This window comes from Janthinobacterium sp. PSPC1-1, from assembly GCF_049897625.1.
GTDB classification, from domain to species: Bacteria; Pseudomonadota; Gammaproteobacteria; order Burkholderiales; family Burkholderiaceae_D; genus Janthinobacterium; species Janthinobacterium tructae.
In genome coordinates, this window is record NZ_JAFCWP010000002.1 from 141,431 (window position 1) to 160,829 (window position 19,399).

Sequence of the window (19,399 nt, forward strand, 5' to 3'; positions counted from 1 at the left end):
TCCGGCGTTTTTCATTGTGCGTCCACTGTTACCTCAACGGAGAGAACCACCATGCAAATGACGATCACGCGCGCGGGCACCGGCATGAGCCTGTGCACCTTGCTGGCGTTGGCAGCCTGCGGCAGCAACCATGCACCGGAAGAACTGAACCAGATGCCCGGCTACCTGGGCAGCATCACGCGCGCCGACTACGACGGCAAGACGAACGATCTGCTGACTGCCGGCCTGGGCAAGACGGGCCTGGCGGGCGCCGCACCCGCGTATGCGAATCCCGAACAGCCGACGCCGCTCGAACTGCGCCGCAATGCGATCTACGCCAACTACCGCGCCGTGCTCGACATTGCCGCCAACAGCGGCTACGGCACCCTGTACGGACCGAATGTCGATGCCGGCGGTAATGTCGGCACGGGCGAGGGCCTGGTGGCGGGCAGCGAATACATCGCCTATGCCGACGATGGCACGGGCAAGAAGAATGTCACCTTGATGGTGCAGGTGCCGGCCAGCTTCGACCCGGACCGCGCCTGCATCGTCACGGGCACGTCGAGCGGCTCGCGCGGCATCTATGGCGCCATCGGCAGCTCCGGCGAATGGGGCTTGAAGAAGGGCTGCGCCGTGGCATATGCGGACAAGGGTTCCGGCACGGGCCTGTATGTGTTCGAGGACGACAGCGTCAATCTGCAGAACGGCGTGCGCGCGGGCAGGGTGACCGCCGGCAAGAACGCGCTCTTCGCGCCGGACTTGAGCGACGCCGACAGGCTGGCCTGGGCTAGTGCCAATCCGAACCGTATCGCCTTCAAGCACGCGCACTCGCAGCAGAACCCCGAGAAGGACTGGGGCAAGGTGACCTTGCAGGCGGTCGAGATGGCGTATTACGTTTTGAACGAGCGCTATGGCGTGCTGGCCCGCGATGGCAGTGCGCGCATCGTGCGGCTGACGCCGAAGAACACCATCACGATTGCCTCCAGTATTTCCAACGGCGCCGGCTCGGCCCTGCTGGCGGCGGAACAGGATACGCAGGGCTTGATCAGCGGCGTGGCGGCCAGCGAGCCGCAGGTGCAACCGCAGCCGTCCACGGCCTACAGCGTGCGCCAGGGCGGGGTGGTAGTGAACGCACCGGGGCGCTCGCTGTTTGACTACGCCACCTATGCGGCCCTGTACCAGCCGTGCATCGCGTCCGTGGCCGGCAATGCGGGACGCTGTACGGCGCTTGTCAGCAAGGGCTTGTTGAACGGCGCGGATCTGGCGGCGCAGCAGGCGGACGCGAAGCAGCGCTTGCGCGCATATGGCTGGTTGCCTGACTCCGACCCGCTGCAGGCCGCGCACGCGGGCACGAATATCCTGGTGGCCGTCACGTACGCGTATGCCTATGGGAAATTCTCCGTGACGGACAAGGTCTGCGGTTTCACGTTTGCGCAGACCGATGGCAGCGGCAACCCCATCGCGTTCACCTCGGCGCAAAAGGCGGCCAGCTTTGCCGCGCAAAACGGCATCCTCGGCAGTGTCGTGTACGAGAACAGCGTAGGTGGCGCCAGGGTCTACACGGCCGGCGTGTCGCCGTCAAACAGTCTGGCGGACCAGTCGCTCGATGGCTTCCTTTGCCTGCGCAGCCTGGCGACGGGGCGCGACGCCGTCAGCGGCGCCAATTTGCAGGGCACCCTGGCGGGGCAGAGCGCGCGCGTGCGGGCAGGCATGGCCGAAGTGGCTGCCAGCGGCAAACTGAACGGCAAGCCGGCCATCATCGTGCACGGCCGCAGCGATACCCTGATTCCCGTCAATCACGCTTCGCGCGCCTATCTTGGCCTGAACGCCGCCGTGGAAGGGAGCAATAGCAAGCTGCGCTATATCGAGGTGACCCATGCCAACCACTTCGATTCCTTCAGCAGCGCCTTGCCGACCCTGATCGTGCCGCTACACGTGTACCTGAACCGGGCGCTCGACGCCATGTATGCGCATTTGTCTGCCAAGCAAGCCTTGCCGCCCTCGCAGGTGGTGCGCACGGTGACGCGCGCCGATGCGTCAACCTTGATCACGAATCTCAACCTGCCGGCGATAGCGTCGACGCCAGCGGCAGGCAATGCGATCAGTGTGACGGGGACGGTGGTGGATGTGCCCGACTGAGTCTCATAGCGCTGCCGCATAGATGGCGCGGGCATCCTCGCGTGTGACGACGCGCGGATTGTTGCCCAGCAATCGCGTCTGCAGCATGGCGTCGTCGGCCAGCCGGTCCAGGTCGCTGGCCGCGATGCCCACCTCGCGCAGGGTGCGCGCGATACCCGTGGCGCGCGCCAGCGCCTGCATGGCGTCGATCAGGGCCACGGCCCGCGCTTCCTCGCTGCCCACGATGCCGGGTTGCAAGACGGCCGCCAGTTGCGCATACAGGGGTGCCGCATGGGACAGATTGAAACGCAACACGTGCGGCAGCACCAGCGCATTGGACAGGCCATGTGGCACGTGGAACAAACCACCGATGGGATAGGCGAGCGCGTGCACGGCGGCCACCGGTGCATTGGCAAACGCCTGGCCGGCCAGCATGGCGCCCAGCAGCATGGCCTGGCGCGCCGGCAAGTTGCTGCCATCGCGGCAGGCCATGAGCAGGTTGCTGGATAGCAGTGACAGCGCCTGGGTGGCCAGCATGTCGGACAAGGGATTTTTCAGCAGGCGGCTGGTGTACGCTTCGATCGCATGCACCATGGCATCGATGCCGGTGGCGGCCGTCACGGCGGGCGGCAAGCCCAGGGTCAGGTTGGCGTCGAGGATGGCCAGGTCCGCATACAGTTGCGGCGCGACCACGCCCATCTTGCTGGTGGCGCCCGTGGTGACGATGGCGATGTGCGTCACTTCCGAACCCGTGCCGGCCGTGGTCGGCAATTGCACCAGAGGCAGGCGCTGGCCGTGCACATTGCCGATGCCATACAGTTGCGTCAGTTCCTGGTGGCCCGGCGCCAGCACGGCAATCAGCTTGGCCACATCCAGCGAGCTGCCGCCACCGAGGCCGATAATCAGTTCCACGTGAAACATCTGCGCCTGGGCCACGCCGGCCAGCACGATCGCTTCGGGGGGATCGGCTTGCACGTCGGAAAAGACGTGCGCTTCGATCCCCGCCTCCTGCAAGCTGTGCAGGGGAACATCGGCCAGGCCCGTACGCAGGAAGCCCGTGTCGGTGACGAGCAGGGCGCGGCGCACGGTCGGGAAGTGCTGGGCGATGTGCGCGCCCAGTTGGGCGGCGGCGCCTGGTTCAACGATCAGATGGGGCACGGTACGGAACTGGAAGGCGGACATGCAGACTCCTGACAGTGAGGATAGAAGCCAAGCTTACTCCGCTTTCCCGCCGTGCGCATGTTTCACGTGGAACCAGAAGCGGGGCTTACTCCCACTCCAGCGCGCCGCGTTTCCATTCATACGCCAGGCCGATGGTCAGTACGCTCAGAAAACCCATGACGGCCCAGAAGCCGGGCAGTCCGAGTTCGTTCACGTTGGCCGCCCACGGCATCAGGAAGATCACCTCGATATCGAACAGGATGAAGAGGATGGCGACCAGGTAGAAGCGGATGTCGAACTTCATGCGCGCGTCGCCGAACGCCTCGAAGCCACATTCGTACGGGGACAGTTTTTGTGGATCGGGTTTGTGTGGACCGAGCACGCGCCCCAGCAGCATGGGCACGATGCCGACCAGGATGCCGATCAGAATGAACAGCAGGACGGGAAAATAGTTTTCGAGGAGCATGGGGATTCCTCTCAATGGCTGGAAGACAGCTTCATCAGTACGATGCCGCACACGATGAGGACGGCGGCGCACACGCGCATGGTGCTGAGTTGTTCGCCCAGAAAGACGATGCCAACGATGAAGGCGCCGACGGCGCCGATGCCCGTCCAGATGGTGTAGGCCGTGCCCAGGGGCAGGGTGCGCATGGCAATCGACAGCAAGCCGAAGCTGGCGATCATCATGACGATGGTAATGACGGAAGGGGTGATTCTGGTGAAACCCTCGGAGAGTTTCATCGAGTATGCCCACACGACTTCCAACATGCCGGCAATGAGTAAAAGTATCCAGGCCATGGCGGCTCCTTATACAGAGCGGGCCGTCCCGGTGTGTTCCCATGATGGGGGAGGCCGTCCTCCTGGATGATCGTCGCTATGGGCACTGGCGTGACCACGGTGTTGCGGACGATGCGGCAATTGTAGCAAACATTGGCGGTCACCGCAGCCCCCTCGCGAGCCCATGGAGTGTTCCACGTGAAACAGAAATCACTGCTTCCTTGTCACTGCTGAGTAAAAATTAAGCAAAAATTGGCCCGAGGAAGGTTGCGCTCGCAAAAAGACTCTATAATCGGAGCTCTCTTCCCGCATTTTTACTTGCACTGTTACCTATTTATCATGTTATTTCCTACAGAATTCGACGTCATCGTTGTCGGTGGTGGTCACGCCGGTACCGAGGCGGCCCTCGCTTCCGCCCGCATGGGGCAGAAGACGCTATTGCTCACGCATAATATTGAGACACTGGGCCAGATGTCGTGCAACCCCTCCATCGGTGGCATCGGCAAGGGCCACCTGGTCAAGGAGGTCGATGCCATGGGCGGCGCGATGGCGATTGCCACCGACGAGTCCGGCATCCAGTTCCGCATCCTGAACTCCTCGAAAGGCCCGGCAGTCCGCGCCACGCGCGCCCAGGCCGACCGTATTTTATACAAGGCCGCCATCCGTACGCGCCTGGAAAACCAGCCGAATTTGTGGCTGTTCCAGCAAGCGGTGGATGACCTGATCGTCGAAGGCGACCGGGTCATCGGTGCCGTGACGCAGATCGGCCTGAAGTTCCTGTCGCGCGCCGTGGTGCTGACGGCCGGCACTTTCCTCGACGGCAAGATCCACGTGGGCTTGAATAATTACTCGGCCGGCCGCGCCGGCGACCCGCCAGCCATTTCGCTGTCCGCCCGTTTGAAGGAATTGAAGCTGCCGCAGGGCCGCTTGAAAACGGGCACGCCGCCGCGCATCGATGGCCGCACGATCGACTTTTCCGTGATGCAAGAACAGCCGGGCGACCTCGATCCCGTGCCCGTCTTCTCGGTGATGGGCAACACGGCCATGCACCCGCGCCAGGTGCCGTGCTGGGTCACGCATACGAATAGCCAGACGCACGACATCATCCGCGCCGGCCTCGACCGCAGCCCCATGTACACGGGCGTCATCGAGGGCGTGGGTCCCCGCTATTGCCCCTCCATCGAAGACAAGATCCACCGCTTCGCGGGCAAGGAATCGCATCAGATCTTCCTCGAGCCGGAAGGCTTGACGACGCATGAGTTCTATCCGAACGGCATCTCCACCAGCCTGCCATTCGACGTGCAGATCGCCCTGGTGCAATCGATGAAGGGCATGGAAAACGCCCACATCCTGCGCCCCGGCTACGCCATTGAATACGACTATTTCGACCCGCGCGGCTTGAAAGCCTCGCTGGAAACCAAGGCCGTGGCGGGCCTGTTCTTCGCCGGCCAGATCAACGGCACCACGGGCTACGAAGAAGCGGCCGCGCAAGGCATGCTGGCGGGCCTGAATGCGGCCCTGCTGACGCAGGACAAGGAAGCCTGGGTACCGGGCCGCTCCGAGGCGTATCTGGGCGTGCTGGTCGACGACCTGATCACCCAGGGCGTGCAGGAACCGTACCGCATGTTCACCAGTCGCGCCGAGTACCGCTTGAGCCTGCGCGAAGACAATGCCGACATGCGCCTGACGGAAATCGGCCGCACCCTCGGCTGCGTGGGCGACGCCCAATGGCAAGCCTTCGAGACCAAGCGCGAAGCGGTGGCGCTGGAACTGCAGCGCCTGCGTTCCACGTGGGTCAATCCGCGCATCCTGGCGGCCGCCGAATCGGAACGCATCGTTGGCCAGGCCATCGAGCGCGAGTATTCGCTGGCGGACTTGCTGTGCCGCCCGAATGTCGCCTACGACACGCTGATGAGCATGACGGGCATCGAAGGCCAGGCCCTGGCCGGCCCCGGCGTGGAAGACCCCGCCGTGCGCGAGCAGGTGGAAATCCAGCTCAAATATGCGGGCTACATCGAGCGCCAGAGCAAGGAAATCGAGCGCCACGAGCACTATGAAAACCTGGCCTTGCCGGCCGGTTTTAATTACCTGGACATCGGCGCGCTGTCGGTCGAAGTGCGGCAAAAACTCGACAAGCAGCGCCCGGAAACCCTGGGCCAGGCCTCGCGCATTTCCGGCGTGACGCCAGCGGCGATTTCGCTGCTGCTGGTGCATTTGAAAAAGCGCGGCTTCGGTGCCGCGCAGACCACCACTTTAAAGGACGAGGTTGTTGAATGAAGCAGTTTGACCGGGCCGCACTGGCCCCCATTTTGAATGAAGGCATCGCCGCGCTGGGGTTGGACCTGAGCGCGGATCAGACGGAAAAACTGCTCGATTACCTGGCCTTGCTGGCCAAATGGAATAGCGTGTACAACCTGACGTCGGTGCGCGATCCCCTGCAGATGCTGACCTTGCACGTGCTCGATTCGCTGGCGGCCGTGCCCGCGTTCGCGGATGCCAAAAACGTGCTCGACGTGGGCGCCGGTGGCGGCTTGCCGGGCATGGTCTTGGCCATCGCGCGGCCCGACGTGAAGGTGTCGATGATCGACACGGTGCACAAAAAGACGGCCTTTCTGACGCAAGTGAAGGCGGAACTGGGGCTCGCCAACGTCACCGTGTACACCAAGCGGGTGGAACAGCTGGAAGTGGCGCAGAAATTCGATGTGATCACCTCGCGCGCCTTTGCCGACCTGTCCGACTTCGTCAACTGGTCGCACCACGTGCTGGCCGAGGGCGGGCAATTCATCGCCTTGAAAGGGGTGGCACCGCCAGACGAGCGCGAGCGACTGCCAGCAGACTGGCAAGTGACGCAATTACAGGCAATCCAGGTACCAGGGCTAAATGCAGAGCGTCATCTGGTCTTTATAGTAAGAATTTAAAGGCCAGAAGATTAAACGGTATAAATCATATAAACAGTTTATACGGTATAAATGATATAAACCGTATAAACGATTTATATCGTATAAATGAAATAAATAATATAAATCGTTTCGGCCGGATGCCGGGGCGCACGATGAAGTTTGCATCTCTTTACAACTAGAAGATACATGGCCAAAATTTTTTGTGTAGCAAATCAAAAGGGTGGTGTTGGTAAAACCACAACAAGCGTCAACCTCTCCGCCGGTCTGGCCAAGTTGAACCAGCGTGTGCTGCTGGTCGACCTCGACCCGCAAGGCAATGCGACCATGGGGGCCGGCATCAACAAGGCCGGCCTGAAGGCGTCGACCTATGAAGTCATGCTGGGCGAGTCCGATGTCAAAACGGCACGCCAGCGTTCGGAAGCGGGGCGTTTCGATGTCCTGCCGTCGAACCGCGAACTGGCCGGCGCGGAAGTGGAGATGGTCGAACTGGACAACCGCGAACGCCGCCTGAAGGATGCGCTGGCCGAAGTGGACAGCGAATACGACTTCATCCTGGTTGATTGCCCGCCGGCATTATCGATGCTGACCTTGAACGGCCTGTGCGCCGCGCATGGCGTGATCATCCCGATGCAGTGCGAGTACTACGCGCTGGAAGGCTTGTCCGACCTGGTCAACACCATCAAGAAGGTGCATGCCAACCTGAACCCGGATTTGAAGATCATTGGTCTCTTGCGCGTGATGTTCGATCCGCGCATGACATTATCGCAACAAGTGTCGGCCCAACTGGAACAGCACTTCGGCGACAAGGTCTTCAAGACCATCATCCCGCGCAATGTGCGCCTGGCCGAAGCGCCATCGTACGGCCTGCCCGGCGTGACCTTCGACCCCAGCTCGAAAGGCGCCCAGGCATATATCGCCTTCGGCGCCGAGATGGTCGAGCGCATCAAACATATGTAAACAAAGGGCGAGCGACTCGCAAGGAATGATGTGAGCGCTTACTCTGAAAACACGATTAGGACAGCATGGCTACGAAAAAATTAAAAGGACTGGGTCGCGGACTCGACGCCCTCCTGGGTGGCGGCGGCGACTTCGCCAGCCCGGACACGCATCAACCCTCCAGCTTGCCCGTGTCGCAAATGCAAGCCGGCAAATACCAGCCGCGCACGCGCATGGACGAAGGGGCCCTGAATGAACTGGCCGCCTCGATCAAGGCGCAAGGACTGATGCAGCCGATCCTGGTGCGCCCGATCGGGCAAGATACCTTGAGCGGACTTGTCAAATATGAAATCATCGCCGGTGAGCGCCGTTTCCGCGCCTCGCAACTGGCCGGCCTGACGGAAGTGCCGGTGCTGGTGCGCGATGTGGACGACCTGGCCGCCGCGGCCATGGCGCTGATCGAGAACATCCAGCGCGAAGACTTGAATCCCCTGGAAGAGGCGCAGGGCATCCACCGCCTGATCGCCGACTTCAATTTCACGCATGAGCAAGCGGCCACGGCACTGGGACGTTCGCGCAGCGCGGTGTCAAACCTGCTGCGTCTGATGAACCTGGCCAGTCCCGTGCAGACCATGCTGATGGCCGGCGATATCGACATGGGCCATGCGCGCGCCTTGCTGGCCGTCGATGCGGCCAGCCAGATCAACTTGGCCAACCAGGTGGTGGCCAAGCGCCTGTCGGTGCGCGAAACGGAAAAGCTCGTCACCCGCACGGTCGAAGAAGCGGCCAACCCCGTCGAGCCACGGCAAAAGGAAAAGTCCGGCGACATCGCGCGCCTGGAAGAAGAGTTGTCCGATGCGCTGGCCACGCCCGTGGTGTTCAAAATGGGCAACAAAGGCCGTGGCCAATTAGTGATCGATTTTGCCGATCTTGACGTGCTCGATGGTTTGTTGACCCGCTTGCGTGGTTAAATAGCAAGCTGCAAAGATATGGGGAGTGTGGGTGTGGACAATCCGGCCATGCTTTCCAGATGCACCACGTGATTCCTTGATAACACGGCTGGAAGCGGCCAGACAAGCGACTTTGCCATATAGTGGTGCAAATGGCGGCGAATAGTCGGTAAAGCGTCAGTTTCACGCCGCAATCGCCCTGCTGCGGTGCAGCAACGTTTGACTCTATAGATCAAAGCCAACTATAATCCCGTGTCTTTGCGTGTGTAGATTTTTCTGGGAACTTGGCAATTGAGTGATTCACAACAAAGTATTGCCAAGCCAGTCTACAAAGTAGTTGCCTTGCAGCTAGCAATCGTGATCAGCTTTGCCACGCTCACCGTGTTTTTCGGTGGTAGTGTGAGAGGCTGGTCCGCCGCATGCGGCGGTGCGATCGCCGTCGCTGGCAGTCTGGCGTATGCCTTGCTGGTGGTTCGCGGTAGTAGCGACGCCAAAAAAGCTTTTCGCGCGCACTTGCGTGCGGAAATGGTGAAAATATTTCTTACAGCGGTGCTGTTTATATTGGCACTGGTGTTGTTTCAGTCGGCCGCCTGGTTATGGCTGATCTTGGGTTTCGCGGTGGCAACCTTAGCATACTGGTTTTCATTGCTCGCTGTTTAATCATTGGTTTTGGGGCCTGTTGTGCTCTGAAACGACAAATCTAAATTCATTATGACCACAGAACACGCTATTGAAGCGGGCCATGCTGCCCCGGCCAACGCCACAGAATACATCAGCCACCATTTGGCCCACTTGAAAAGCGCCGATGGCGCCTTCAACCTGGACACATTCTGGGTGTCTGCCATCATGGGCTTTGTTTTCCTTGCCGTTTTCTACATGGCTTCGCGCCGCGCGACGGCCGGTGTTCCTGGCAAACTGCAAAACTTCGTCGAAATGATCATGGAAATGGTCAATGAGACTATTAATGGGGCCTTCCACGCAAAAAGCAAGATCATCGCGCCGCTGGCCATCACTATTTTTGTCTGGGTCTGGTTGTTGAACGCAATGGACTTCCTGCCGGTTGACCTGCTGCCGACAGTGTTGAGCTGGTTTGGCGTGCACAAGCTGCGCGTGGTGCCGACCGCCGACGTGAACCATACTTTTGCGATGTCGTTCTCGGTCGTTCTGTGCATTATCGCGTTTTCCGTCAAGGCCAAGGGCCTGGGCGGCTGGATCAAGGAATTGTTTACCGCGCCTTTCCATGCAAGTGGCATCATCGGCACGATCTTGTTGGCACCAGTTAATTTCTTGCTGCAAATGGTTGAGTTGGTTGCAAAACTGATCTCCCTGTCGCTGCGACTGTTCGGCAATATGTATGCCGGCGAGCTGATTTTCATCTTGATCGCGTTGTTGCCTTGGTGGGCACAGTGGGCGTTGGGTGGTCCATGGGCAATTTTCCATATCTTGATTGTAACTTTGCAAGCTTTTGTGTTTATGGCGTTGACGGTTGTGTATCTGAGCCTTGCGGTTGAGAAACATTAATCAGCAACTTTATATTTTGTTTTTTTAGTATCTTTCGTTTTTAAATTTAGGAGAATTTTATGCAAGCTCTGATCGCACAAGTACAAAGCATGACCGTTCTGGCAGCAGCAATCATCATCGGCCTGGCCGCAATCGGCACCGCTCTGGGCTTCGCTATTCTGGGTGGCAAATTCCTGGAAGCTTCGGCACGTCAACCAGAACTGATGCCACAACTGCAAACCAAACTGTTCGTTATCGCTGGTCTGCTGGATGCTATCTCGATGATCGGCGTTGGTATCGCTCTGCTGTACACGTTCGCTAACCCGTTCCTGTCCGCTCTGACGGCTGTTGCTCAGTAATTCGCTCCAACCCTAGGAGAAACTTTTAGTTAGGAGCAAAGGTATGGACATCAATATGTCGCTCATCGGCCAGATGATCACCTTCGCGGTGTTGGTCTGGTTCTCGATGAAGTTCGTATTTCCAGCGCTGAATAATGCGCTGGATGAGCGTGCCAAACGAATCGCGGATGGATTGGCTGCGGCCGATCAAGGTCAGGCTTCGATGGCTGTCGCTGAAAAGCGTGCGCAAGAGGCATTGAACAGTGCACGTGAAGAAGCGTCGCAACGCGTTGCGGACGCTGAAAAGCGCGCGCAGCTGGTTGCTGAAGAGATCAAGCAAAATGCACAAGCTGAAGCTGCGCGTATCATTGCGCAAGCCCAGTCGGACGCCGAACAGCAACTGTCGAAAGCACGCGAACAATTGCGCGCTCAGGTGGCTGACCTGGCTGTCAAGGGTGCCGAGCAGATCTTGAAGCGTGAAGTCAACGCTACGGCTCACGCCGAAATGTTGCAGCGTCTTGCTGTCGAGCTGTAATCATGGCAGAACTCGCAACCGTCGCCCGTCCCTACGCGGAAGCTTTGTTCCGCGTAGCCCAAGCTGGTAAGGAGTCAAGCAACCTCGCGGCGTGGTCCGAACTGGTGTCCGAACTGGCACAGATCGGTAGCCACCCCGAGGTACAGGCGTACGCGCGCAATCCGAAAGTTTCGGAAAGCGACGTCGCCGCCACCATCCTGTCGTTGTTGAAATCGCCGCTCAATGAAGAAGTCAAAAACTTCGTCACGTTGTTGATCGAAAATGGCCGCATCAGCCTGCTGCCGGAAATCGGCGCGCAATTCCATACCTTGAAAAATGGTCTGGAAGGTGCGGCTGACGCCGAGATCACGAGCGCTTTCGATCTGAGCGAAGGCCAAACGGCCGAGCTGGTCGCAACGCTGGAAAAGAAATTCAGTCGTAAGCTCAACCCTGCCGTCACAGTGGATCCATCGCTGCTCGGCGGCGTGCGCGTGGTTGTTGGCGACCAAGTGCTCGATACCTCGGTGCGCGCCAAGCTGCAGCAACTGCACGCTGCATTGGTGTCGTAAGACACGCGCTTCGGCAGGCCAGCTAAGACAGACCCTTACCCCTCGCGCAAGCTGAGAGAAACACTTTTAGGAGTTAGTATGCAACTCAACCCATCTGAAATCAGCGAGTTGATCAAGAGCCGGATCCAAGGTCTTGATGGCGGCGCTGAAGTGCGTAATCAAGGCACGGTTATTTCCGTCGCCGACGGTATCTGCCGCATCCACGGTTTGTCGGACGTGATGCAAGGCGAGATGCTGGAATTCCCAGGCAACACGTTTGGCCTGGCAATGAATCTGGAACGCGACTCCGTCGGTTCCGTGATTCTGGGTGCCTACGAGCACATCTCCGAAGGCGACACGGTGAAATGCACCGGCCGCATTCTGGAAGTGCCAATTGGTCCTGAGCTGCTCGGTCGCGTTGTCAACGCGCTGGGTCAGCCAATCGACGGCAAAGGCGCCATCGACACGAAACTGACGGCCGCGATTGAAAAAATCGCTCCGGGCGTGATCGCCCGTGAGTCCGTTTCGCAACCAATGCAAACCGGCCTGAAGTCGATCGATGCGATGGTTCCAGTTGGCCGCGGCCAGCGCGAACTGATCATCGGCGACCGTCAAACCGGCAAGTCGGCTGTGGCGATTGATGCGATCATCAATCAAAAAGGCCAGGGCATGAAATGTATCTACGTCGCGATTGGCCAAAAAGCCTCGTCGATCAAGAACATCGTGCGCTCGCTGGAACAGCACGGCGCGATGGAATACACCATCGTTGTCGCCGCTTCCGCTTCGGAATCGGCCGCCATGCAATACATCTCGCCGTACTCCGGTTGCGCCATGGGCGAATACTTCCGTGACCGCGGTGAAGATGCACTGATCGTCTACGATGATCTGTCCAAACAAGCTGTTGCATACCGTCAAATCTCGCTGCTGCTGCGCCGTCCACCAGGTCGCGAAGCGTACCCAGGCGACGTGTTCTACCTGCACAGCCGCCTGCTGGAACGCGCAGCACGCGTGAATGCCGCCTACGTCGAGAAGTTCACCGACGGCGCCGTCAAAGGCAAGACCGGTTCCCTGACGGCACTGCCGATCATTGAAACGCAAGCTGGCGACGTGTCCGCATTCGTTCCAACCAACGTGATTTCGATTACCGACGGTCAGATCTTCCTGGAAACCTCGCTGTTCAACGCCGGTATCCGTCCTGCAATTAACGCCGGTATTTCCGTATCGCGCGTCGGTGGCGCCGCCCAGACCAAGGTCATCAAAAACCTGTCCGGCGGTATCCGTACCGACTTGGCGCAGTACCGTGAATTGGCTGCGTTTGCGCAGTTCGCATCCGACCTGGACGAGTCGACCCGCAAGCAGCTGGACCGTGGTGCCCGCGTGACGGAATTGCTCAAGCAAGCCCAGTACTCGCCACTGTCGATCTCGCTGATGGCCGTATCGCTGTTCTCGGTGAACAAAGGCTTCATGGACGACGTGCCAGTCAAGCAAGTGCTGTCGTTCGAAGCTGGTGTCCACGCTTACATGAAGACCAAGCAAGCTGCTCTGCTGGCCAAGATCGAAGAAACCAAGCAACTCGACAAAGACAGCGAAGCAACTCTGTCGGCGGCCATTGCTGATTTCAAGAAATCCGGCGCATATTAAGCGGCCAGGCGGCGCCCACCTCGAGTGAGGCGCCGCCCTACGCGCAGAAGGAGTAAGGACTCATGGCATCAAGCAAAGAGATACGAGGCAAGATCAAGAGCGTAGAGAATACGAAGAAGATCACCAAGGCGATGGAAATGGTCGCCGCGTCCAAAATGCGCAAGGCGCAAGACCGGATGCGGGCCGCTCGTCCCTATAGTGACAAGATTCGGAATATCGCCGCCAATCTGGCGAATGCCAATCCGGAATACACGCACCCGTTCCTGGCAGTTGCCCAGGGTACGCAAGCGAAGGCAGTGGGTTTCATCGTTGTCACGACCGACAAGGGTCTGTGCGGCGGCATGAACACCAACATCCTGCGCCAGGTGACGTCGAAGTCGCGCGAGCTGGAAACAGCTGGCAACCGGATTGAAGCAGTTGCCATCGGTAACAAGGGTTTGGGTTTTTTGAATCGCATCGGCGTCAAGATCGTCGCTTCTGCCATTCAAACTGGTGATACGCCCCACCTGGACAAATTGATCGGACCCGTCAAGGTCATGCTCGAAGAGTTCCAGGCAGGCAAGCTCGACGCAGTGTACCTGTGCTACACCAAATTCATCAACACGATGAAGCAGGAACCAGTGGTCGAACAGTTGCTGCCCCTGACGGCTGACAAGATGGTCGCCGACAAGAGCGCACACTCGTGGGATTACATCTACGAGCCGGATGCGCAAAGCATCATCGACGAATTGCTGGAGCGCTATGTAGAAGCGCTGGTGTACCAGGCAGTCGCGGAGAATCTGGCGTCCGAGCAATCGGCACGGATGGTCGCGATGAAAGCTGCAAGCGACAACGCGGGTAGTGTGATCGGCGAACTGAAGCTGATCTACAACAAGACCCGCCAAGCTGCGATTACCAAAGAACTCTCCGAAATCGTCGCCGGTGCGGCTGCGGTTTAAACGAATTTAACTATATTGAAGGAACGAACATGGCTGATGGCAAAATCGTTCAGTGTATCGGCGCTGTGGTGGACGTTGAGTTTCCCCGCAACGCGATGCCTAAGGTATTTGATGCCTTGAAGATGGCAGGCTCGGAACTGACCCTGGAAGTACAACAGCAGTTGGGCGACGGCATTGTCCGTACCATTGCACTCGGCACGTCCGATGGCTTGCGTCGCGGCATGATGATCCAGAACACCGGCAAACCTATCATGGTGCCAGTCGGTAAAGCAACCCTGGGTCGCATCATGGACGTGCTGGGCAACCCGATTGACGAATGCGGCCCAGTGTCGCACGAGCAAGTCGCGTCGATCCACCGCACCGCTCCTGCATACGACGAACTGTCGCCATCGCAAGAACTGCTGGAAACCGGCATCAAGGTGATCGACCTGGTTTGCCCGTTTGCAAAAGGCGGTAAAGTTGGTCTGTTCGGCGGCGCTGGCGTAGGCAAGACCGTCAACATGATGGAATTGATTAACAACATCGCCAAAGCGCACAGCGGCGTGTCCGTGTTCGCCGGTGTGGGTGAGCGTACGCGTGAGGGTAACGACTTCTACCACGAGATGGCTGACGCGAAAGTGGTCGATCTGGAAAATCCAGAGAACTCCAAAGTGGCGATGGTCTACGGTCAGATGAATGAACCGCCAGGTAACCGTCTGCGCGTTGCGCTGACCGGTCTGACGATCGCTGAATCGTTCCGTGATGAAGGCAAGGACGTTCTGTTCTTCGTCGACAACATCTACCGCTTTACGCTGGCCGGTACCGAAGTATCGGCACTGCTGGGCCGTATGCCGTCGGCTGTGGGTTACCAACCGACCCTGGCTGAAGAAATGGGCCGTCTGCAAGAGCGTATCACGTCGACCAAGACCGGTTCGATCACCTCGATCCAGGCCGTCTACGTTCCAGCCGATGATTACACCGATCCATCGCCTGCTACCACGTTTGCTCACTTGGATTCGACCGTTGCGCTGTCGCGTGACATCGCTTCCCTGGGTATCTACCCAGCCGTGGACCCACTCGATTCGACCTCGCGTCAGCTCGATCCGTTGATCGTTGGTCAAGAGCACTATGACACCGCGCGTGCCGTGCAAACGACCCTGCAACGCTACAAAGAATTGCGCGACATTATCGCGATTCTGGGTATGGACGAGCTGGCACCGGAAGACAAACTGCTGGTCGCCCGTGCACGTAAGATGCAGCGTTTCCTGTCGCAGCCTTTCCACGTCGCTGAAGTCTTTACCGGCGCGCCTGGTAAATACGTTTCGCTCAAAGACACGATCAAGGGCTTCAAAATGATCGCTTCGGGCGAACTCGATCACCTGCCGGAACAAGCGTTCTACATGGTCGGCACGATCGAAGAAGCAATCGAAAAAGCCAAGAAACTTAACTAAGTTAAGTCTGGGCCTAACCCCGCCCTTTACACGGCGGGGTTCTTCAACCCGATAGGACACACATGGCACACACAATTCACGTTGACGTGGTTTCCGCTGAAGAACTGATTTTTTCAGGCGAAGCAGAATTCGTCGCGTTGCCGGGTGAGCAGGGCGAGCTGGGTATCTACCCACGCCACACGCCTTTGATTACCCGCATCCGTCCGGGCGCGGTCCGCATCAAGGTAGTCGGTCAGGCTGAAGAAGTATTCGTCTTCGTTGCCGGCGGCTTGCTGGAAGTGCAACCGGACACCGTGACCGTCCTGGCCGATACCGCGATCCGCGGTCACGACCTGGATGAAGCGAAAGCGCTGGAAGCGAAGAAGTTGGCGGAAGAAAATATCCACAACAAGGATTCGGGCATCGACTACGCGCAAGCGCAAGCCGAGCTGGCCAGCGCGATTGCGCAGCTGGCAGCGATCCAGAAGCTGCGCAAGCATTAATTTGCTCGCACGCAGTAAAACAAAAAGGCAGCCTGCGGGCTGCCTTTTTTTATGCCTCAGCCTAGGCTTATTCGCAGCTTGGCTGCCAGGCGCCATCGCGTAACTGGACAGCCAGGCTGGCATTGCCCTCATTGACCAGCTTCAGCGTCGCCTGCTTGCCCGCTGCGGATTGGTCTTCGCCGGGGGGTGTTTTTACCGCATACTGAAACTGCAGCAGGCCACCACAGGCGGCAGTACCATGAAAGCTCTTGCTCACATTTGATTCATACACGGGGTTGGCCGCATCCGGTTCATATACTGACCGCATCAGCACGTGACCATTTTCGACCGTGACGGAGGAAATGGGTTCCGGCTTGGTGGCTGCCAGCGACTTGAGCAGGGCTGCCGAGAAGGCCAGGGGATCGGTCTTGGAATTGCCTTCGTAGAGTATGGTAATCAGGCTGCTCCATTTTTCCACCGCTTCGCCATTCGTCGTATATTCATACAAGGCCCGTTGGCTGTTGCGACCCTGCGGCGCGGTAAACGCCAGCGTGTAGACCTTGTCGGCATAGTGAATCTCTTGCGGCACGATCAGCTTCTGCGCGAACAGTGCGCTGCTGGCGAACAGGCAAGCTGACAATGTACTCAGAAGTAAAACGGTTTTTCCCTTGAACACAGTGCATCCTCATTTCATGGTTGGCGGGCCACGGGCATTGCGTGCGGCGCATGTCTGCTGGTACTGCATCTGACTATACCTTGCATATTTCTCAATTGCAACTTTGATATATTCCAGCATCCTGGCTGCGGATCGGCTGTTCACGCAATCCCTTCCTTGTCGCGCTGCCTGAAGGCCTTCATCGTCACCTTCCACTTGGCGCGCGCTGCGCTGCGCTCGAGCGGCGTCGTTTCGCCGCGGCGGGCATCGCGCAGCAGCTTGTGATAATTGCGCAGGCGGTCCCCATCGACGGCGCCGCGCACGGCGCAACCGGGTTCGCTGGCATGCTGGCAATCGCGGAACTGGCAGGTGGACGCCAGTGCCGCAATGTCGTCGAACGTGGCCGCCAGGGTCTGCGCATCGGCATCGGCCTGCCAGCTGCGCAAGCCCGGCGTGTCGATGATGCAGGCGCCATCCACGCACAGGTGCAGCGAGCGGGCCGTCGTCGTATGCCGGCCGCGTCCATCGCCATGGCGCACGCCGTTGGTTGCCTGCCCGGCCGTACACAGGGTATTGGTCAGGCTGGACTTACCGGCGCCCGATGAACCGAGCAGCACCAGGGTCTGTCCGGCACCCAGCCAGGGTTCCAGGATGGCCACGTCATATGCGTGGCGCGTGTCGACGGCAAACAGCGGCACGTGGGACGGCAGACGGTGTTTCAACTGCGCCAGCTTGCCGGCCACGTCGTCGGCCATGTCGGCCTTGCTCAGCACCACCACGGGCGTCACTTGCGCCGCCAGCACGATGGCCAGATAGCGTTCCAGCCGGCGCGGATTAAAATCCTGATCCAGTCCCATCACCAGCAGGGCCGTATCGACATTGCTGGCCAGTACCTGGCGCCGGCCGTCATTGCCGCGCCGCGCGATTTGCGTGACTGGGGATAAGTGCGCCGTTATCCACAGCGCGCCGTGCGCATCGTGTTCGGCGGCGATCCAGTCGCCGACCGTGAGGACGTCGTCCTGCGCCTGCTGCTGGTGCAGCAGGCGCGGCAGGATCTGTGCCGGGTGTTCCTTGGTGCCGTCGTGCACAAGGATGCTGTCGCGGTGCACGGCGCTCACGCGCAGCAGCTGTGCGCCGGGGGAAGATAAGTCGAGTTGGGTGGCTGCGCTGGCGATGGCCTGCTGCAGCCCGATAAGGCGTAGTTGCGCAAAATCGAATGCGATCATGGTAGCGTGATTCCAGATTCTGTCGTCCGCGTGCGGACGTGGAGCCTGCGCGTGCAGGCACAGCCAGTCGCGATGACTGGCACGAAAGAAGGGGGACGTCGGCTACGCGATCACGCGTATGAAGAAGAGCGGGCTAAGGGTCTTAGCCGGGAAAGACAGTGATCAGGCAGCCGACAGCACGGCAGTATCCGAATGGCGCATGTTGTCTACTCCTGAGGTGTGAGGGAAAACGCCAGTGTGCCAGTGGCGTGCGCCGCCGTCAACCTTAGCTGCACATGCCGTAGGTCGGAATAGTCCGCAGGGCGTAATCCGACACATTGTTGGCGCGATTTTTGAATTAGCTGCACATGCCGTAGGCGCTGCGCTCGGGGAAATAGCGGTACGTAAACGTGCGCACCGGATAGCGCTTGCCGGCGACGAGCATGTCGGGCATGGATAAATCAAAGCGTTGCGGCAGCTGGCGCGGCAGTTGCAAGCGCAAGCGCCACTGGGTTTCAGCGCTCGAACCCACGGCGGAAAACATGATGGGCAGTGTATCGATGACGTCGACCATCTCCGCCTTGCGGTTCATGCCGCGCTGGTAGATGGTCAGCACCTTCGCCTCGGCGAACGGTGCTTGTTTCGGCTCTTCCAGCAGGAAGGACAGGCGCGTAAAACTGGCTTGAGTGCCAATGGGAAGCGTAAAAATCAGTGCCAGTTCCGTACCGCCTTCTTTCAAGGTGACGGGTGGCGTGGCATACACGCTGATACCACGCGGCAGCTCGAAACGTGAGCCCTCCGTCCACGTCTTGCACTCGGGCGTGGTGGCCTGGTACAGGCTCGGCGCCGTGTAGTCGTCGCAGGCAGAAACCAGCAGTAGCAGGGGCAGGGCGAGGAGGGCGGAACGGGGCATGGGAGTCACGGTTGGAGGATCAGCCGACAGTGTAAGCGATCCCCACGCGATCCACCAGCGACGCTAGGAATGCCCCGGCGGGGCGCGCCGCACGGACTGCAACTGGCAGTGCGCCGCCTGCAGCGCGTCCTTGATGACGTCGAGCGCCAGCTGCGGTTGCGCCGCGCCGCACATGAAGATGTCGACGGCGGCAAAGCTGCATTCCGGCCAGGTGTGGATGGAAATGTGCGATTCGGCCAGCAGCACCACGCCGGTGACGCCCTGGCCGGCGCCAAAGCTGTGGAAATGGCTGTGCAGCACCTGCGCGCCGGCCGTAGTGGCCGCTGCGCGCAGCAGGCGTTCGAGCGCGGCGCAGTCGCGCAGGCGTTCCGGCGCGATGCCCGACAGGTCGGCCAGCAAGTGGGTGCCCAGGGGCAGATGCGGTGTGGCTGCCAT

21 protein-coding genes are annotated in these 19,399 nt (G+C 59.6%); 14 read left to right on the plus strand and 7 right to left on the minus strand.

All coding sequences use genetic code 11. The features are described from left to right. Positions 1–57 precede the first annotated feature (57 nt). Positions 58–2,118, plus strand: a complete 2,061-nt coding sequence (locus tag ACP7EG_RS08140) for a 3-hydroxybutyrate oligomer hydrolase family protein (protein ID WP_426087631.1) — start codon at positions 58–60, stop codon at positions 2,116–2,118. A gap of 3 nt (positions 2,119–2,121) precedes the next feature. Here the strand turns inward: ACP7EG_RS08140 and ACP7EG_RS08145 are convergent, their stop codons facing one another. The 3 genes from ACP7EG_RS08145 to sugE form a co-directional block, all read right to left on the minus strand. Continuing rightward, positions 2,122–3,279: an iron-containing alcohol dehydrogenase gene (locus ACP7EG_RS08145; RefSeq protein WP_426087245.1), complete on the minus strand. Its 1,158-nt coding sequence runs from the start codon at positions 3,277–3,279 to the stop codon at positions 2,122–2,124. 85 nt (positions 3,280–3,364) lie between these two features. After that, a complete protein-coding gene (locus tag ACP7EG_RS08150; RefSeq protein ID WP_426087246.1) occupies positions 3,365–3,724 on the minus strand; it encodes an NADH-quinone oxidoreductase subunit A in 360 nt (119 codons plus the stop codon). A gap of 11 nt (positions 3,725–3,735) precedes the next feature. Further along, positions 3,736–4,056 carry a quaternary ammonium compound efflux SMR transporter SugE gene (gene sugE, locus ACP7EG_RS08155; protein ID WP_426087247.1) on the minus strand — a complete coding sequence of 107 codons (321 nt, stop codon included), beginning with the start codon at positions 4,054–4,056 and terminating at the stop codon, positions 3,736–3,738. 318 nt (positions 4,057–4,374) lie between these two features. Here sugE and mnmG point away from each other — a divergent pair, with 318 nt between their 5' ends. The 13 genes from mnmG to ACP7EG_RS08220 all read left to right on the plus strand — a co-directional run bounded on the left by mnmG (position 4,375) and on the right by ACP7EG_RS08220 (position 16,212). Beyond that, positions 4,375–6,312, plus strand: coding sequence for a tRNA uridine-5-carboxymethylaminomethyl(34) synthesis enzyme MnmG (mnmG, locus tag ACP7EG_RS08160; protein WP_426087248.1), 1,938 nt, complete (start codon positions 4,375–4,377; stop codon positions 6,310–6,312). Next, on the plus strand, positions 6,309–6,953 hold the full coding sequence (rsmG, locus tag ACP7EG_RS08165) for a 16S rRNA (guanine(527)-N(7))-methyltransferase RsmG (RefSeq protein WP_426087249.1): 645 nt from the start codon (positions 6,309–6,311) through the stop codon (positions 6,951–6,953). The genes mnmG and rsmG overlap by 4 nt, the downstream gene beginning before the upstream one ends. Positions 6,954–7,121: 168 nt before the next feature. Beyond that, on the plus strand, positions 7,122–7,892 hold the full coding sequence (locus tag ACP7EG_RS08170; RefSeq protein WP_096232943.1) for a ParA family protein: 771 nt from the start codon (positions 7,122–7,124) through the stop codon (positions 7,890–7,892). Positions 7,893–7,957: 65 nt separating this feature from the next. Then, positions 7,958–8,842, plus strand: a complete 885-nt coding sequence (locus ACP7EG_RS08175; protein ID WP_426087250.1) for a ParB/RepB/Spo0J family partition protein — start codon at positions 7,958–7,960, stop codon at positions 8,840–8,842. Between the two features lie 270 nt (positions 8,843–9,112). Next, positions 9,113–9,481, plus strand: coding sequence for an ATP synthase subunit I (locus ACP7EG_RS08180; RefSeq protein ID WP_071080011.1), 369 nt, complete (start codon positions 9,113–9,115; stop codon positions 9,479–9,481). A gap of 51 nt (positions 9,482–9,532) precedes the next feature. After that, positions 9,533–10,342 (plus strand): F0F1 ATP synthase subunit A, encoded by an 810-nt coding sequence (gene atpB, locus ACP7EG_RS08185; protein ID WP_071080010.1) that lies wholly within the window; start codon positions 9,533–9,535, stop codon positions 10,340–10,342. A 59-nt stretch (positions 10,343–10,401) separates the two neighbouring features. Further along, positions 10,402–10,680: a F0F1 ATP synthase subunit C gene (gene atpE, locus ACP7EG_RS08190; RefSeq protein ID WP_071080009.1), complete on the plus strand. Its 279-nt coding sequence runs from the start codon at positions 10,402–10,404 to the stop codon at positions 10,678–10,680. A 43-nt stretch (positions 10,681–10,723) separates the two neighbouring features. Beyond that, on the plus strand, positions 10,724–11,194 hold the full coding sequence (locus ACP7EG_RS08195) for a F0F1 ATP synthase subunit B (RefSeq protein ID WP_034752697.1): 471 nt from the start codon (positions 10,724–10,726) through the stop codon (positions 11,192–11,194). 2 nt (positions 11,195–11,196) lie between these two features. Then, positions 11,197–11,742, plus strand: a complete 546-nt coding sequence (locus tag ACP7EG_RS08200) for a F0F1 ATP synthase subunit delta (RefSeq protein ID WP_010393786.1) — start codon at positions 11,197–11,199, stop codon at positions 11,740–11,742. A 78-nt stretch (positions 11,743–11,820) separates the two neighbouring features. Further along, positions 11,821–13,362: a F0F1 ATP synthase subunit alpha gene (atpA, locus tag ACP7EG_RS08205; RefSeq protein ID WP_096232956.1), complete on the plus strand. Its 1,542-nt coding sequence runs from the start codon at positions 11,821–11,823 to the stop codon at positions 13,360–13,362. 62 nt (positions 13,363–13,424) lie between these two features. Further along, positions 13,425–14,300, plus strand: a complete 876-nt coding sequence (gene atpG / locus ACP7EG_RS08210) for a F0F1 ATP synthase subunit gamma (protein ID WP_071080006.1) — start codon at positions 13,425–13,427, stop codon at positions 14,298–14,300. Between the two features lie 29 nt (positions 14,301–14,329). Then, positions 14,330–15,730: a F0F1 ATP synthase subunit beta gene (atpD, locus tag ACP7EG_RS08215; protein WP_071080005.1), complete on the plus strand. Its 1,401-nt coding sequence runs from the start codon at positions 14,330–14,332 to the stop codon at positions 15,728–15,730. 62 nt (positions 15,731–15,792) lie between these two features. After that, positions 15,793–16,212 (plus strand): F0F1 ATP synthase subunit epsilon, encoded by a 420-nt coding sequence (locus ACP7EG_RS08220; protein WP_096232958.1) that lies wholly within the window; start codon positions 15,793–15,795, stop codon positions 16,210–16,212. A 67-nt stretch (positions 16,213–16,279) separates the two neighbouring features. On the opposite strand, the gene ACP7EG_RS08225 is transcribed toward ACP7EG_RS08220, so the two are convergent. The 4 genes from ACP7EG_RS08225 to speD all read right to left on the minus strand — a co-directional run bounded on the left by ACP7EG_RS08225 (position 16,280) and on the right by speD (position 19,399). Further along, positions 16,280–16,831, minus strand: coding sequence for a hypothetical protein (locus ACP7EG_RS08225; protein ID WP_426087251.1), 552 nt, complete (start codon positions 16,829–16,831; stop codon positions 16,280–16,282). Between the two features lie 176 nt (positions 16,832–17,007). Continuing rightward, positions 17,008–18,072 carry a ribosome small subunit-dependent GTPase A gene (gene rsgA, locus ACP7EG_RS08230; RefSeq protein WP_426087252.1) on the minus strand — a complete coding sequence of 355 codons (1,065 nt, stop codon included), beginning with the start codon at positions 18,070–18,072 and terminating at the stop codon, positions 17,008–17,010. Positions 18,073–18,409: 337 nt separating this feature from the next. Further along, positions 18,410–18,964, minus strand: coding sequence for a hypothetical protein (locus ACP7EG_RS08235; protein WP_426087253.1), 555 nt, complete (start codon positions 18,962–18,964; stop codon positions 18,410–18,412). Positions 18,965–19,027: 63 nt separating this feature from the next. Beyond that, positions 19,028–19,399 (minus strand): adenosylmethionine decarboxylase, encoded by a 372-nt coding sequence (gene speD, locus ACP7EG_RS08240; protein ID WP_426087254.1) that lies wholly within the window; start codon positions 19,397–19,399, stop codon positions 19,028–19,030.

Excerpts from the sequence above, each read along its gene's own strand:
- ACP7EG_RS08140 (WP_426087631.1), top strand. The coding sequence starts at position 58 with ATGACGATCACGCGCGCGGGCACCGGCATGAGCCTGTGCACCTTGCTG.
- ACP7EG_RS08145 (WP_426087245.1), bottom strand. The coding sequence starts at position 3,279 with ATGTCCGCCTTCCAGTTCCGTACCGTGCCCCATCTGATCGTTGAACCA.
- ACP7EG_RS08150 (WP_426087246.1), bottom strand. The coding sequence starts at position 3,724 with ATGCTCCTCGAAAACTATTTTCCCGTCCTGCTGTTCATTCTGATCGGC.
- sugE (WP_426087247.1), bottom strand. The coding sequence starts at position 4,056 with ATGGCCTGGATACTTTTACTCATTGCCGGCATGTTGGAAGTCGTGTGG.
- mnmG (WP_426087248.1), top strand. The coding sequence starts at position 4,375 with ATGTTATTTCCTACAGAATTCGACGTCATCGTTGTCGGTGGTGGTCAC.
- rsmG (WP_426087249.1), top strand. The coding sequence starts at position 6,309 with ATGAAGCAGTTTGACCGGGCCGCACTGGCCCCCATTTTGAATGAAGGC.
- ACP7EG_RS08170 (WP_096232943.1), top strand. The coding sequence starts at position 7,122 with ATGGCCAAAATTTTTTGTGTAGCAAATCAAAAGGGTGGTGTTGGTAAA.
- ACP7EG_RS08175 (WP_426087250.1), top strand. The coding sequence starts at position 7,958 with ATGGCTACGAAAAAATTAAAAGGACTGGGTCGCGGACTCGACGCCCTC.
- atpB (WP_071080010.1), top strand. The coding sequence starts at position 9,533 with ATGACCACAGAACACGCTATTGAAGCGGGCCATGCTGCCCCGGCCAAC.
- atpE (WP_071080009.1), top strand. The coding sequence starts at position 10,402 with ATGCAAGCTCTGATCGCACAAGTACAAAGCATGACCGTTCTGGCAGCA.
- ACP7EG_RS08195 (WP_034752697.1), top strand. The coding sequence starts at position 10,724 with ATGGACATCAATATGTCGCTCATCGGCCAGATGATCACCTTCGCGGTG.
- ACP7EG_RS08200 (WP_010393786.1), top strand. The coding sequence starts at position 11,197 with ATGGCAGAACTCGCAACCGTCGCCCGTCCCTACGCGGAAGCTTTGTTC.
- atpA (WP_096232956.1), top strand. The coding sequence starts at position 11,821 with ATGCAACTCAACCCATCTGAAATCAGCGAGTTGATCAAGAGCCGGATC.
- atpG (WP_071080006.1), top strand. The coding sequence starts at position 13,425 with ATGGCATCAAGCAAAGAGATACGAGGCAAGATCAAGAGCGTAGAGAAT.
- atpD (WP_071080005.1), top strand. The coding sequence starts at position 14,330 with ATGGCTGATGGCAAAATCGTTCAGTGTATCGGCGCTGTGGTGGACGTT.
- ACP7EG_RS08220 (WP_096232958.1), top strand. The coding sequence starts at position 15,793 with ATGGCACACACAATTCACGTTGACGTGGTTTCCGCTGAAGAACTGATT.
- rsgA (WP_426087252.1), bottom strand. The coding sequence starts at position 18,072 with ATGATCGCATTCGATTTTGCGCAACTACGCCTTATCGGGCTGCAGCAG.
- ACP7EG_RS08235 (WP_426087253.1), bottom strand. The coding sequence starts at position 18,964 with ATGCCCCGTTCCGCCCTCCTCGCCCTGCCCCTGCTACTGCTGGTTTCT.
- speD (WP_426087254.1), bottom strand. The coding sequence starts at position 19,399 with ATGGCAGCCACACCGCATCTGCCCCTGGGCACCCACTTGCTGGCCGAC.